Origin of the sequence: Pseudomonas sp. 51_B (assembly GCF_017491595.1) — a bacterium.
Taxonomy (GTDB): Bacteria; Pseudomonadota; Gammaproteobacteria; order Pseudomonadales; family Pseudomonadaceae; genus Aquipseudomonas; species Aquipseudomonas promysalinigenes.
This window is the reverse complement of sequence record NZ_JAFGYW010000002.1, coordinates 181041-194813: the sequence shown is the minus strand read 5'-3', so window position 1 is coordinate 194813 and position 13773 is coordinate 181041. Positions and strand designations below refer to the sequence as shown.

The 13773-nt window shown below is 59.7% G+C and carries 11 protein-coding genes; 7 read left to right on the top strand and 4 right to left on the bottom strand.

Translation table 11 applies throughout. The annotated features are described in order from the left end of the window. The first annotated feature begins 209 nt into the window (after positions 1-209). On the top strand, positions 210-824 hold the full coding sequence (locus J5M56_RS03965; RefSeq protein WP_060477296.1) for a response regulator transcription factor: 615 nt from the start codon (positions 210-212) through the stop codon (positions 822-824). A gap of 13 nt (positions 825-837) precedes the next feature. Continuing rightward, positions 838-4125 carry a transporter substrate-binding domain-containing protein gene (locus J5M56_RS03960; RefSeq protein ID WP_207870141.1) on the top strand — a complete coding sequence of 1096 codons (3288 nt, stop codon included), beginning with the start codon at positions 838-840 and terminating at the stop codon, positions 4123-4125. Here J5M56_RS03960 and J5M56_RS03955 read toward each other — a convergent pair. Both J5M56_RS03955 and J5M56_RS03950 read right to left on the bottom strand, forming a co-directional pair. Then, positions 4100-5419, bottom strand: a complete 1320-nt coding sequence (locus J5M56_RS03955; RefSeq protein WP_207869842.1) for a PAS domain-containing methyl-accepting chemotaxis protein — start codon at positions 5417-5419, stop codon at positions 4100-4102. The genes J5M56_RS03960 and J5M56_RS03955 overlap by 26 nt on opposite strands. A 116-nt stretch (positions 5420-5535) precedes the next feature. After that, positions 5536-6555, bottom strand: coding sequence for a LacI family DNA-binding transcriptional regulator (locus J5M56_RS03950; RefSeq protein ID WP_186477331.1), 1020 nt, complete (start codon positions 6553-6555; stop codon positions 5536-5538). Positions 6556-6761: 206 nt separating this feature from the next. Here J5M56_RS03950 and J5M56_RS03945 point away from each other — a divergent pair, with 206 nt between their 5' ends. The 3 genes from J5M56_RS03945 to J5M56_RS03935 all read left to right on the top strand — a co-directional run bounded on the left by J5M56_RS03945 (position 6762) and on the right by J5M56_RS03935 (position 9148). Further along, positions 6762-7301, top strand: coding sequence for a gluconokinase (locus tag J5M56_RS03945; RefSeq protein WP_186477332.1), 540 nt, complete (start codon positions 6762-6764; stop codon positions 7299-7301). Positions 7302-7411: 110 nt separating this feature from the next. After that, positions 7412-8764, top strand: a complete 1353-nt coding sequence (locus J5M56_RS03940; RefSeq protein WP_186477333.1) for a GntP family permease — start codon at positions 7412-7414, stop codon at positions 8762-8764. A gap of 84 nt (positions 8765-8848) precedes the next feature. After that, a complete protein-coding gene (locus J5M56_RS03935) occupies positions 8849-9148 on the top strand; it encodes a hypothetical protein (protein WP_207869840.1) in 300 nt (99 codons plus the stop codon). Positions 9149-9217: 69 nt separating this feature from the next. On the opposite strand, the gene J5M56_RS03930 is transcribed toward J5M56_RS03935, so the two are convergent. Then, a complete protein-coding gene (locus J5M56_RS03930; RefSeq protein ID WP_060477290.1) occupies positions 9218-10132 on the bottom strand; it encodes a tyrosine-type recombinase/integrase in 915 nt (304 codons plus the stop codon). 130 nt (positions 10133-10262) lie between these two features. Here J5M56_RS03930 and J5M56_RS03925 point away from each other — a divergent pair, with 130 nt between their 5' ends. Beyond that, positions 10263-10910 (top strand): DUF1345 domain-containing protein, encoded by a 648-nt coding sequence (locus J5M56_RS03925; RefSeq protein ID WP_207869838.1) that lies wholly within the window; start codon positions 10263-10265, stop codon positions 10908-10910. 393 nt (positions 10911-11303) lie between these two features. Then, entirely contained in the window at positions 11304-11564 is a 261-nt protein-coding gene (locus J5M56_RS03920) for a DUF1652 domain-containing protein (protein ID WP_186477336.1), read from the top strand. On the opposite strand, the gene J5M56_RS03915 is transcribed toward J5M56_RS03920, so the two are convergent. Further along, on the bottom strand, positions 11561-13648 hold the full coding sequence (locus J5M56_RS03915) for an EAL domain-containing protein (protein ID WP_207869836.1): 2088 nt from the start codon (positions 13646-13648) through the stop codon (positions 11561-11563). The two genes, J5M56_RS03920 and J5M56_RS03915, sit on opposite strands and share 4 nt — an antisense overlap. Positions 13649-13773 lie beyond the last annotated feature (125 nt).

Genomic DNA, 13773 nt, shown 5'->3' with positions numbered 1-13773 from the left:
GTCATCTCAGGCATCACCGCTGCCGGTGGTGCCTGGGACGGTCTCTTTGTAGGAATTTTCCACAATACCGGCCCGCTTGCTCAACACATCTATACTCGCCATTACCAGCGATCCGGAATGGTCGTATCGTGCTGCGCAGCAGAAAAAGCCTGCAGAAGACTTCCTGATTGCTTCAGGCAGCCGACCATATTCCGACAGGAGTTAGTGATATGACTACCGTGCTCATCGTTGATGATCATGCCATCGTCCGTTTTTCGTTGCGCATACTGCTCGAACGGGAGCGCTTTCGTATCGTGGGTGAGGTCGACAATGGCAGTGAGGTCGCGCAAAAGGTACGCGAGTTGCGGCCGGACGTCGTGGTACTGGACATCGGCTTGCCTGGCCTGGATGGCATGGAAGTGATCAAGCGCCTGCAACAACAGGAGCCGGCACCGAAAATCATGGTACTGACCGGGCAAGCCACCGACCTTTATGTGCGCCGTTGCCTGGATGCCGGCATTGGCGCATTCGTCACTAAAGGCGAAGACCTAGAGGCTGTAGTCTTCGCCCTGAAGGCGTTGATAAAGGGTTACTCGACCTTCCCGCAGATGGCGGTCAACAGTAACACCCTTGAAAGTGAACCCGAGCGGCTGAGCAGCCTGTCCAACCGCGAAATGGAAGTGCTGCGGCGTCTGAGCCGTGGTGAAAACAACAAGAACATCGGCGCCAGCATGAACCTTAGCGCCAAGACCATCAGCACTTACCGTGGCCGGATCATGGAAAAACTCAAGACCGAGTCATTGGTAGAAATGGTTGATCTGGCCAAACGCAATCATGTCAGCTGACTACCCGGGCAGCATGAAACGGGCTTTGGGCCACCTGGCCCTCGTCATCACCTTGGCCTGCTGCCCACTTTTGACACTCGCCGAAGGCGAATCACGCCACCTGCTGGCACGCGCCACCAGCGCCGCACCACCCCTACAGCTCGATGCAGCCGACCGTCAGTGGTTGCAGGGGCGCGGCGAGCTGTTGCTGGGGAGTTCACGGCCGGATTACCCGCCCTTCGAAATCAATGTCAGCCTGAATGACTATGAAGGCTTGAGCGCAGACTACGCCGGGCTGATCGCCGAACAACTCGGCGTATCCGTGCGGGTCACGCGCTACGCCAGCCGCCACGAAGCTATCGCCGCGTTACGCGAAGGTAAGATCGATCTGCTTGGTAGTTCCAACGAGTTCGAGGCGGCAGATGCAAAGCTTGGCCTCAGCCTGCCCTATGCCGATGATCTGCCGGTAATCGTAACGCGCCATGACGCGCCCATGATGTACGACAAGGACCTGGCAGGCCTGCGCTTGGCGATGGTCGATCACTACCTGCCGGCGCAGAAGGTTCGCCAGTTGTATCCAAAAGCGCAGTTGAGCCTCTACCGCTCGACCCTGGCCGGCCTGGCAGCAGTCGAACTCGGTGAGGCGGACGCCTACCTGGGCGATGCCATCAGTACCGACTACCTGATTGGCAAGAGTTACCAGGGCCTGGTGAAGATCGATCACTTTCCCCAGGTACCGCCGGGTAGCTTCGCCTTCGCGTTCGCTAACGAAAACCTGCGTTTGCGTCGATTGGTCGACAGCGCCATGGCCAGGATCACCGAGAGCGAACGACTGAACATTCTGCACCGCTGGAGCAGCGGCAACACCAGCTTATTGCTGGAGCGTCGCATTTCAGCACTGACGGAAGAAGAACTGGCCTGGATAGCGGGTCATCCGACCGTTAGTGTACTGGTCGACACCGCCCTTGCCCCTTTGACCTTCAACGATGCTGGGCAAAAGGTAAACGGCATTACCGTCGACCTACTCAAGCAGATCTCATTGCGAACCGGCTTGCAGTTCCAATTCCATGAGCGCAGCACAGTGCAGCAAATGGTCGAAGAAGTGGCCACGGGCAAGGCGCAGATGATAGGCGCTTTGGGTTACGGCGCAGAGCGCGCGACACAGCTGCGCTACACCCGCCCCTACCTGGTGAGCCCTCGCGTACTGGTAACGCGCAATTCGTCGCCTGCTAAACCGCCGGCCAACAACCTCGACGGCAGGCGCATCGCTCTGTTGCATGGCTCGCATCTGCGCAGCGAGGTGATGCAGCGCTTTCCCAAAGCAAAATTGGTCATGGTCGATAATTCATTGAGCCTGATGGAAGCGGTGGCCAAAGGCGATGCAGATGTTGCCTACAGCAGTAATATCAACGCCTCGTACTACATCAGCCATGTCTTCAAGGACCAGTTGCGCATCGCTGGAGTGGTAAGCGACGAGCCCGCCGTCGCTGCCTTCGCCGTAGCCCCTGACCAACCGCAACTTCAGGCCATTCTCGACAAGGCGCTGTTGAGCATTCCGCCCGAGGAGCTGGATCAACTGATCAACCGCTGGCGAACCGGCACGCTGGTCAGCGATAGCCCGTGGCGCAACTACCGGACACTGGCGCTGCAGGTATTGGTGCTCTCCGCCCTGTTGCTGGCCGGTGTGGTGTTCTGGAACAGCTATCTGCGCAAACTGATCAACCAGCGTACCGAGGCGCAACGCGCTTTGCAGACTCAATTGGCCTTTAGCAGCGGCCTGCTGGAGCAACTACGCCAAGCCAAGGACGCCGCCGAACAGGCTAGCCGAACCAAAAGTGCATTCGTGGCCACCATGAGCCACGAAATTCGCACCCCCATGAATGCGGTAATCGGGCTGCTGGAACTTGCGCTGGAAGACAACCGCTCAGGGCACTGCGATCCCCAGATCCTCAAGACGGCCCATGACTCTGCCGTTGGCTTGCTCGCGCTGATCGGCGACATTCTGGACATTTCACGCATCGAAACCGGGCACATGACCCTGCAGCCAGTGGCAACCGATCTGGCCGACCTGGTGCGCAGCACCGTGCGGGTGTTCGAAGGCAATGCGCGAATGAAAGGCTTGCACTTGCAAAGCGAACTGCCAGCTGCGCCGCTGTGGGTGCTGGCGGACCCTTTACGGATAAAACAGATCCTCTCCAACCTGCTGAGCAATGCCATCAAGTTCACCGACCGTGGTGATGTACTGGCCCGTCTGACCTTCAGCGTGCCGACAGATGGCGACACCGCGCAGGTAGCGCTAATGGTGAGCGACACCGGCATCGGTATAGCTGCCCAGGATCAGGCGCGGTTGTTCAACACGTTCACTCAAGCTTCGGGGCCGCGGGCAAGCCAGGGGGCAGGCTTGGGCTTGGTGATCAGCCGCACCTTGGCCGAGCTGATGGGCGGCAGTTTGCAGCTGCAAAGCGTGGAAAGCGTGGGCACCCGTGTGGAGGTCCAGTTGCCGCTCGCGCTCATTGCACCACCTGTGCCAACCGAACAGGACCAGGCCACCGAGCAGTACCAAGGGGGGCCATTGAACGTGCTTGTGGTCGATGATTACCCGGCCAACCTGATGCTGTTGGAAAAGCAGCTCAATAGCCTCGGTCATCAGGTGACGCTCGCAGAAAACGGCGAAACAGGGCTGGCGTTGTGGCAAGCGCATACATTTGATCTGGTCATCACTGATTGCAGCATGCCGGTGATGGACGGCCATGAATTCACTCGAAAGGTACGCCAACTGGAGCAAGTAAGTGGGCAGCCTGCCTGCAGCATTCTCGGGGTGACCGCCAATGCCCAGGCCGAGGAGCGGCAGCGCTGCCTGGACAGCGGCATGGATGACTGCCTGTTCAAGCCCATCGGGCTGCAGACCCTGAAGGCTCGTTTGGCGCACCTGCGCCCTGGCGAAGCAGGCGTTCCAGCCCCGACAAGCGGCTTCAACCTCGACGAACTGCGCCATCTGACCCAAGGTGACCAGCAGCTGACCAAGCGCCTGCTCGAGCAACTGACCCACAGCGCCCAGCAAGACCTTGCAGCCCTTCAGGCGCTTGCTTGCGACGGCGAGGGCGACGGCGACGGCCATGCGTTGCGCGCCCTCGCCCACCGGATAAAAGGGGGCGCCAAAATGCTGCGGGTACGCGGGGTGGTCATGGCGTGCGAGGCAATCGAGCAAGCGCACAATCACGGGCTGCCGACCCAAGCGTTGGGGCGGCAGCTCGAACTAAGCCTTGAGTCTTTGCTCAAAGAACTGCGTGAGACCCTCAGTGCAATTGCAGCGTCGAGCTGATCTGGCTGATGGCATCCACAACATGGCGCGAGCCCTGCTGGATTTCCATGATCACCGTTCCGGCCTCGTTGGCCAGCGCAACGCCACGATCTGTGCGTGACAAGCTCGATTGCATGCTGGCCACTGCGGTCAGCGATAAGTCGTGGTTCTGCCTCACCACATCGACGATCTCCAAAGTGGCTTTGCTGGTGCGCGCTGCCAGGCTGCGCACCTCATCGGCGACCACCGCGAAGCCACGGCCATGCTCACCGGCTCGCGCCGCCTCGATGGCGGCGTTCAACGCCAGCAAATTGGTCTGATCGGCAATGCCGCGAATCGTCAGCACGATCTGCCCTATCACATCCGACTGTTTGCTCACAGCATCGATACTGCGCGCAGCGTCATTGAGCTCTTGGGAAATCTGCTCGATCACCGCTACGGCCTGCTGCACCACCTCGGTGCCTTTGCGTGCACATGCATCGGTCTGCACAGAGCTGGCATGGGCCGCATCGGCGGCGCTTTGTTGGGTGCTGACCTGGGCAGTGATGTCGCTGGCAAATTTGACCACTTTGTACAAGCGGCCCTTGTTATCGAAGATTGGGTTGTATGAAGCCTCCAGATAGACCGTCTGCCCTTGCTTGTTCACCCGCTCGAAGCGATGGGAGTGGTACTCGCCGCGATTGAGCGAGGCCCAGAACTCACGATAGGCAGCAGACTCTCGCTCATGGGGCAGGCAAAACAGGCCGTGGTGGCGGCCCTCGACTTCTTCCAGGCGATAACCCATCGTCTGAAGGAAGTTGGCATTGGCCTTGATCACGCGGCCCTGAGGCGTGAACTCGACCACCGCCATGGAGCGGCCTATGGCCTTGAGCAGGCTTTCGCTTTCGTGCTCGTCCTTCACACGCTGGCTGATGTCGGCCGCAATCTCGATGACGCTGGTGACGTGCTGTTGCTCGTCCAACACCGGCATATAGCTGGCCTCAAGCCACACTTCACGGCCGGCCTTATCGACCCGTTCGAACGTGCCGCTGATGGCCTTGCCCTGAGCCAGCTGCTGCCACAACTGCTGGTACTCGGCGCTTTGGGCGTAGCCGGGGTCACAGAACAGGCGGTGGTGCTTGCCACGCAGTTCTTCGACGCTGTATCCCAGTGCGTTACAGAAGTGGGTATTGGCATCGACAATGACGCCCTCGGGCGTGAATTCGATCATAGCCATGCAACGGCTTATTGCGGCCAGCTTCGCCTGGGTATCGGTTAGGGCCTTGCGGGTGCGCTGAATTTCGATAAGGTCAGATTTGCGATGGAAGTCGAACATGGCGCCAGGGTCCTTTGTGCGCAGACTTTCTGAGAATAGATCGACATTTTTACCATGCAAGCCACTTGCTACCACCTTGGAATTAGGCCTTTTGCAGTGTCGATTTCCGCTTGCCGCTAGGTACTTTCGCGCACCATCAGTTCAAAGCCCAAGTCCTGCTGTTCAGCTGCCACGCGCTTGCCATCGAGCAGCGCCAGCAAGGCCTGCGCCGCGCCTCGACCAACGGCTGCCCTTGGCGTGCGGATGGAGGTCAGGCGCGGCACCATGTGCGCCGAAGCGGGCAGGTCGTTGAACCCAACCATGGCCACCTGGCGAGGTACTTCGATGCCCTGACGCAGCGCTTGCAGGACCGCCCCCTGGGCTAGGTCGTCGTTGCAAAAGAAAATGCCATCCACATCCGGGGCTTTGGCCAAAAGCTGGCTGAACAACTCACTGCCCAGTTCGATGGACGATGGCTGCGGCGCCAGTATCTCAAGCTCAGTGGCCTGCATGCCCGCTTCGGCCAGGGCTTGGCGGAAACCTTCGGCGCGCTGCATCACCCGCGGGTCGAGCTGCGCGGCAATGAACGCGAGGCGCCGGCGCCCACGTTCGATCAGGTGCAGCGCTGCCGCACGCCCGGCCTGTTGCTGTGAAAAGCCGACAGATAAAGCGCCCTGCTCACCCCCGAGCTCCATCATGTGCACACAGGGTACACCGCTGGCCGCGAGCATCTGTCGGGATGTATCGCTGCGGTCAAAGCCAGTGAGCAAAATCCCGCAGGGTTGATACGCCAGGTAGTTGCGAATCAGATTTTCTTCTTCATCGAGATCATAGTGGTAGTTACCAATCAGCACTTCTAACCCGCGCGGCCGCATGACCTCATGGATGGCCTCCAATGTGTCGATGAACAATTGGTTGGACAATGACGGGATCAACACAACGACAGACTGACTGCGCGCCGACGCCAAAGCACGTGCCGCAGGGTTTGCGACGTAGCCCAGCGAGGCAGCGGCGGCCGTGACCTTCAGCACAAGTTCAGGAGCAACCGTACTAACCCCGCGTAATGCGCGCGAAGCGGTGATAGGAGAAACGCCGGAAAGCCTGGCGACTTCCGCCAACGTAGGACGACCTGTGGTGCGAGAGCCAATGCGAGTCATGAATGTTGTAATTTTACTACTTGCAGGAATGGGGAACGGCCACTAAGGTAGCGCTGTCTCAGGACGCAGGCAATGTAATCTTTGGTAGTGGCCAATACAGTGCTCTGCCAAGCGTCCATACTGCGTAAGGACAAGACCAATAACACTGGGCAGACGGTGCTTCGTTGTCTACAAGACAGCGCTATCTCGCCCCGCAGGAGGTACTGATGAATTCTTCCCTGTCCGCCATCGTGGTGATGGGCGTGGCTGGCTGTGGCAAAAGCTGCGTCGGCGATGCCATAGCCAAGCGAAGCGGCGGTCGCCTGATCGAAGGCGACGCGTTTCACCCTGCCGAAAACATCCGCAAGATGAGTGCTGGCATCCCACTGGATGACAATGACCGCGCAGGTTGGTTGGTGCGTCTTGGCCAGGAGTTGCAAGCGGCGGTCCAGGCTGGTGAGCGGCCCATACTCACCTGCTCGGCACTCAAACGCCGCTACCGCGACACACTGCGTGACGCCATGCCGGAGCTGGTATTCGTGTTCCTCGAACTTACCCCGAGCGAGGCCGAAAAGCGCGTACTTGCACGCCCTGGGCATTTCATGCCGGCCAGCCTGATCGATAGCCAGTTCGCCGCATTGGAAGTTCCCCATGGCGAACCGTTGACCCTGACCCTGGATGCCACCCAGCCAATAAACGTGCTGGCCGAGGCGGTCGACGCGTGGTTAAAGCCCCACGGTGACCGGAACCTGGCGCGCACTGCCTGAACCGGCAGTTTCCTGGCTCACCGAAGATAGCGCTGTCTTGCCGCCCAAAAGCGCCGCCACCTGATCCATTGCTACGCCCAAAACAACGATAAGACCGAGGCATCAAAACCATGTTCGGACTCGCTACAGATACTTACCTATTGCTCGACGCGCTGGTCACCATCGTCGGGCTGATCCTGCTGATCACCCACTTCAAGGTTCACCCCTTCGTCGCATTGACGTTGGCTGCAGGCTTCCTCGGCCTGACATCCGGCATGCCGGTAGCCAAGGTCATGAAATCGTTCCAGGACGGTTTCGGCGGCGTGCTCGGCTTTGTCGGTATCGTCCTTGCCCTTGGCACGATGCTAGGCAAACTAATGGCCGATTCCGGCGGCGCCGACCAGATCGCTCAGACGTTGATTCGCGCTTTCGGCAAGAAGAACGTGCATTGGGCAATGATGTTCGCTGCTTTCCTGGTCGGCATACCGCTGTTCTTCGAAATCGGCTTCGTGTTGCTGATCCCACTGGTGTTCATCGTCGCGCGGCGTTCGGGAGTGTCGCTGATCAAGATTGGCATTCCGCTACTGGCTGGCCTTTCGGTGGTCCATGGCCTGGTGCCGCCGCACCCGGGCCCACTGCTGGCGATTGGCATCTTTCATGCCGATATCGGCAAAACCATCTTCTATGGCCTGCTGGTCGCTCTGCCCACGGCGGTCATTGCCGGCCCGCTGTTCGGCAATTTCATTGCGCGCTACATTCCCGGCAACCCGTCGCAGGAGCTGATGGACCAGATCGCCAAGGAGTCTGACCAAGGCAACCTGCCAAGCTTCACCATCACCCTGGTCACCGTCCTGCTGCCGGTGGCGCTGATGCTACTGAAGACCTTCGCCGACGTGGTATTGCCAGCCGAGCATATTTTCCGTCAGTGGATGGACTTGATCGGCCACCCCATCACCGCCCTGCTAGCCGCGTTGTTGCTGGCTTTCTGGACCTTTGGTGGCGCACGCGGCTTCAGCCGTCAGCAGATCATGAAGATGCTCGACCAGAGTCTTGCCCCCACCGCAGCCATCGTATTGATCGTGGGTGCCGGTGGCGGCTTCAAGCAGATGTTGGTGGACACTGGCGTAGGCAACGTGATTGGGCAAATGGCCGTACAAGCTCAAATTTCACCGATCCTGCTCGCTTGGCTGGTGGCAGCGGTCATCCGCATCGCAACCGGCTCGGCCACCGTAGCGACGATCACTGGTGCCGGCATCGTTGCTCCGGTGATCGACCTGGTGCCAGGGGTTAACCGAGAGCTGTTGGTGCTGGCCACCGGCGCCGGGTCGCTGATCCTGTCTCACGTCAACGACGCTGGATTCTGGCTGGTGAAGCAGTATTTCAACATGACCGTTGCCGAAACCTTCAAGACCTGGAGCATGATGGAGACGATTCTGTCGGTGGTTGGCATCATCTTCATCATGGCGCTGTCGACGGTGGTGTGACCGCTGATCGGACAGATGGCACCTGGGCACCCTGGGTAGGGCCCAAACAATGAATGAGCCCTACCCTACGCAAAGGAGTCTGCCATGACCCGCTCGACCCTGATGTTACTAGCGTTGCTCACCTCGCCCTTGGCCCTTGCGGTCGGCACCGGCCCCACCTACCCCGACGATCCCCATAACCCTGCGCCCCAACCGGGTGTCGACAGCACCTTGAACCCCATCGAAAAGCCCATGCCACGCAGTACTGACCCGCGGCTGCAGGGTGACGACAAACAGAACCTACCCTCTACCCCGCAGGACAACCGAGACCTGCCCGGCATGGACGGTACAGGTTCAGAAGGGGCTGGGGGACAGGGCGGCAACGGTTCTGGCGCAAGCAAGTGACCAGTTTAAAGCCAGCCGCGAACTCCGGTTCGCGGCCCTTTCCTCGATCGGCACTAAGCAGTTGAGCCTTCAATAGTCAAAGCGGTCCACAGCCCGCCTGCGCTCATTGTCATCACGCCGATCATAGCCGGCCGTCGTCTGGATATTGGCGTGATGCGCCAGCTTCTGCGCAATCGACAGGTCATGCTCCTCGATCACTCGCGTGATGAAGGCCCTGCGAAAGTCGTGAGGCATTATTTTCACCCCAACCTGAGCGCCACGTTGGCGTGCGATGTAGTAGATCGCATGTTTGGTAATCCGCGCGCGCGTGATATGGCTACCACGGCGAATGCGATTGAACAGGAATGGGTCGTCCGCCGCGCCTTCGGGAAGTGAATGCCGGCGCAAATCCAGCCAGGCCTGCAGCTTTTCGAATGCCCAGGGCGGAGCATATTTGATGAGCTGGCGATTACCTTTGCCCGTTACCTGCAGGCTGCGAGCCTGGAAGTCGACTTGATCGAGATCGATGTCCACCGATTCCGACTTGCGCATGCCAGTGCCATACAGCAGGGCAATGATTGCTGCGTCCCTTACACCCTGAGGGCGTGGATCGGCTTCGCACAAGTCCATCAATTCGCGAATCAAGCTGCGCCGTAGATTGCGCCCGGGGGGCAAGCGGCTACCCGACGCAGGCTTGACTTCACGGATGCGTAGCAATTGCTCGTGATCGATCATGCCTAAGCGCCAGGCTTCGTTCATCACCCCGCGCACGGCATTGACATAGAGCGACGAACTGTTCGGCGCGTAACCATCTGCGCGCAAAGCCGCCACCAATCCAATCACATGACCCGGCTCCAGCCTGTGCCAGGGCACATCGGCAAGGTTGCAATCGATGAAGCCGAGACGGTCGGCGGCGTCCTGGAGAATGTAGCGCATGGTCTGCTGGCTGGACGGCGCCAGCCGGGCCAGGTATTGCAACAAGGGGTTGTGTGAAGGGCTGGGCAAAACAATGGATCCTGAAGCGAAGCAAGGCGACGGCAGCAATGGTACCGTAAACGGCGCCCTTTGATCGAACCCAGGCCCGGATAGGCGCTGTGGTCTAGAGTGCATCCCATGACCCACTGTGCGAGCGCCTATGGTTTTCCACCGCCTGACCCGGACTCACCCACGCCTGATCGTCGCCGCCATCGCAGGCGGTGTCGGTGCTTGGTTCATCCCGGCCGCCGATCCCATCCAGCGCGTGCTTGCCGGCTGGAACCTGGGCGTCTGGCTGTATCTGCTGCTGGTTCTTGCACTGACCTTGCGGGCGACGCCCGACACCGTACGCAAGGTCGCGCAGATAGAAGACGAGAATGCAGGCGGGGTGCTGTTGGTGGTGTGCGTGGCAGCCATCGCCAGCCTGGCTGCAGTCACCCTGCAATTGGTATCCAGCCGTGGCCTGCAAGGCAGCGCGCTGGCTTTGCATTACCTTTATACCGGGATGACGGTTGCAGGCTCGTGGCTGCTGATCGGTTGCATCTTCAGCCTGCACTACGCCCGGATATTCTATACGGGAGCTGGTGATACACCGGCTCTGCGCTTCCCCGACGATGAACGCAACCCCGATTATTGGGATTTTCACTACTTCTCGTTCACCATCAGTGTTGCCGTGCAGACTTCCGATGTCGGCGTAGGCGGCAGGCGCATGCGCCGGGTGGTGTTGGCCCATTCATTGGTAGGCTTTGTATTCAATACTGCAATTCTTGGCTTCACCATCAACATCGCCGCAGGCCTTCTCGGCTAGCCCTCATGCTGCACACGCCGCGATACGCCAGTAGCGACGCCGGTGGTGATCGATGCCCCACCCCATAGTAACCGTACCGGCCCCGGCCATGCATTGAGTGAGCGTGTAATAGCCCATGACTGTCTCGCTGGCGGTCATACCCCACCGCTCGTCCGAAAAAACCGGGTGAGGAACATCCATAAACCTAACACGGCGAACAGGTCAGCCCTACGCGGCGCGCGGGGAAAACGTTTGCCTGCCCATTTGCTGAAACACAGCTTGTTTGCGCGGGCTGTGACGGCCGTCATGCATTCTTACATTTGTCATCTCCCCCGCAGAATATGAGGGGCAACAGGTGCTATTGTTAAGTTCCCTGCATCGAGCGGCGAACCCGGCACTTTTTAGGAGGCTGGCATGAACAAGATGACGTTCCCCAATGCCTGCCAGGTGATGCGCTGGCATTTCCATCCCCTAGGCTTCGAGGCCAGCATGGATGCGCCACGAAGCATGGTCGCGCGGCTTTTTGACCGTACCACCGGCGTGACATTGCTGGCCATTGCTGGCATACCCTGCACGGCAATCATGGCCGCCGCCGATGTGGAGCGCATCATCGAGGCTGTGGAAGCCGAGATCGAGGCGTTCGCCCCACCCGTGCGCCTGCTCAATGCAGGTTAGGCCACCGCTTCGTTTCCGTCGCGCGACGCCTGCATCCTGCTCATGAACTGCTCAGCCGGTATAGGCCGACCGAGCAGGTAACCTTGAAGTGAGTCGCAGCCCAGGCGAGTGAGGAAAGCTTGCTGGCCGCCGGTTTCTACACCTTCAGCAACGATGCGCAAGCCCAGCGCCTGCCCCAATGCGACGATCGCTGAAATGATCGCCGCATCGTCGCTGTCCTGTTCCAGGTCGCGCACAAAACCGCGGTCGATTTTCAGCTCATTGGCCGGCAGGCGCTTGAGGTACATCAGGCTCGAATAACCCGTGCCGAAGTCATCGATCGACAAGTCAACGCCCATATCCGAGAGGCGCTGCAGCACCATCAAACTTGCATCGGCGTCGTGCATTGCCGTGGTTTCGGTGATTTCCAGGGTCAGACAATTGGCTGGCAGACCGTGTTCGCGCAGGGCGCGGGCGACGCTGTCGACCAGGCCGGGGTGGCTGAACTGAATAGCGGACAGGTTGACCGCCATGCGCCAGTCAGCCTGACCTTGGTCGAGCCAGCAGCGCATCTGCCGGCAGGCTTCCTGCAGCACCCACTCACCGATTGGAATGATTAGAGCAGTTTTTTCCGCAAGGCCAATGAAACGGTCGGGCTGCATCAAACCATGCTGAGGATGCTCCCAGCGCAACAACGCTTCGGCACCTATGGGCGCGCAGGACTTTGCGTCGAATTTGGGTTGATAGTGCAGGCGGAACTGCCCTTGCTCCAATGCTGCGCGCAGATCCTGCAGCAGCTGCAACTGTTGCCGAGCGTTGCTGTTCATCGACGCATCGAAGAAGCAGTAGCCATTCTTGCCGACACTTTTGGCGTGGTACATCGCCGCGTCGGCATTGCGCAGCAGCTCAAGCTGGTCCTGCCCATTGCCAGGGTACAGCACAATGCCAAGGCTCGCCGTCAGTTGCAGATCGTGCTCAGCGACGCGGAAAGTGCGCGAGACCAGATTGACCTGTTTGACCGCTACGTCCATGGCATCTTCCGGCTCGCGTAGCTCCACCAGCAGCACGAATTCGTCGCCGCCGATCCGCGCCAATGTGTCCTGGCTGTGCAGATGACCGCGCAAGCGCGAAGCTACGGCCTTGAGCAACAGATCGCCGACATGATGGCCAAAGGCATCGTTGACTGGTTTGAATCCGTCCAGGTCAATGAACATCAATGCAAAACAACCGCCCCGTTCTGCCACTTTACCGATCGCCTGATCGATGCGATCCGATAGCAGCGTGCGGTTTGGCAGCCCTGTCAAGGTATCGTGCAAGGCCAGCTGGGTGAGCTCCTGGTTTGCAAGTGTGAGCGAATGGGCCAACGCGGCCGTGCGTGCCTCAAGGCGCGCATCCAGCACCGAGGTCAGCAAGGCCACTGCCAGCACCGCCAGGGTTGTGATCAACACCAGATAAACCAAGCTGTTGCCCTGCAGCCCGTTGACCAGCGCCCCGCAGTAGCTGCCCTCGGTAAAATTCGCCGCAGCCATGCCGGTGTAGTGCATGCCGACGATGGCAACGCCCATCACCATGGCTGCCAGCCCACGGATCTGACGCACATAGGGCGTATGCATACGCAAGCGGAAGGCAATCCATAATGCCGCTGCTGAAGCGCCTACCGCGATTGCCAGTGAGGCGCCGAACAACGCCGGGTCGTAATCGATACCCGGCAGCATGCGCAGCGCCGCCATGCCGGTGTAATGCATGCAGGCTATACCAATGCCCATGGCCAGCGCGCCGAATGCCAACTGCAGCCAAGGCAAGCTGGGCTGGCTGACCAGCCACAAAGCAAACCCGGAGGACAGCACGGCGATCAGCAGCGAGTAGGCAGTAAGGCTGATGTCGTAACCCAAGGCGATGGGCAGGCTGAACGCGAGCATGCCAATGAAGTGCATCGACCAGATACCAATCCCCATGGCCAGCGCTCCGCCGCCCATCCACAGATACACCCCACGGCCCTTGGCAGTGGCAATACGACCGGCCAAGTCCAGAGCAGTGTAAGAAGCCAGCATGGCTACGCAGAGTGAAATCAGAACCAGCGCGGGGGAGTAACTACCGGTCAGCATTGGAGAATCCAGCTCGGGACAGGAGGGCCAGGAAAAGCTGACGATTGTACTCAAGCGTTGGCGAAACGCACGCGGTTTGTAGCGCAGGAAATGGATCCAAAAATAGCCGTCAACGCCTGCAAAGC

Excerpts from the sequence above, each read along its gene's own strand:
- J5M56_RS03965 (WP_060477296.1), top strand. The coding sequence starts at position 210 with ATGACTACCGTGCTCATCGTTGATGATCATGCCATCGTCCGTTTTTCG.
- J5M56_RS03960 (WP_207870141.1), top strand. The coding sequence starts at position 838 with ATGAAACGGGCTTTGGGCCACCTGGCCCTCGTCATCACCTTGGCCTGC.
- J5M56_RS03955 (WP_207869842.1), bottom strand. The coding sequence starts at position 5,419 with ATGTTCGACTTCCATCGCAAATCTGACCTTATCGAAATTCAGCGCACC.
- J5M56_RS03950 (WP_186477331.1), bottom strand. The coding sequence starts at position 6,555 with ATGACTCGCATTGGCTCTCGCACCACAGGTCGTCCTACGTTGGCGGAA.
- J5M56_RS03945 (WP_186477332.1), top strand. The coding sequence starts at position 6,762 with ATGAATTCTTCCCTGTCCGCCATCGTGGTGATGGGCGTGGCTGGCTGT.
- J5M56_RS03940 (WP_186477333.1), top strand. The coding sequence starts at position 7,412 with ATGTTCGGACTCGCTACAGATACTTACCTATTGCTCGACGCGCTGGTC.
- J5M56_RS03935 (WP_207869840.1), top strand. The coding sequence starts at position 8,849 with ATGACCCGCTCGACCCTGATGTTACTAGCGTTGCTCACCTCGCCCTTG.
- J5M56_RS03925 (WP_207869838.1), top strand. The coding sequence starts at position 10,263 with ATGGTTTTCCACCGCCTGACCCGGACTCACCCACGCCTGATCGTCGCC.
- J5M56_RS03920 (WP_186477336.1), top strand. The coding sequence starts at position 11,304 with ATGAACAAGATGACGTTCCCCAATGCCTGCCAGGTGATGCGCTGGCAT.
- J5M56_RS03915 (WP_207869836.1), bottom strand. The coding sequence starts at position 13,648 with ATGCTGACCGGTAGTTACTCCCCCGCGCTGGTTCTGATTTCACTCTGC.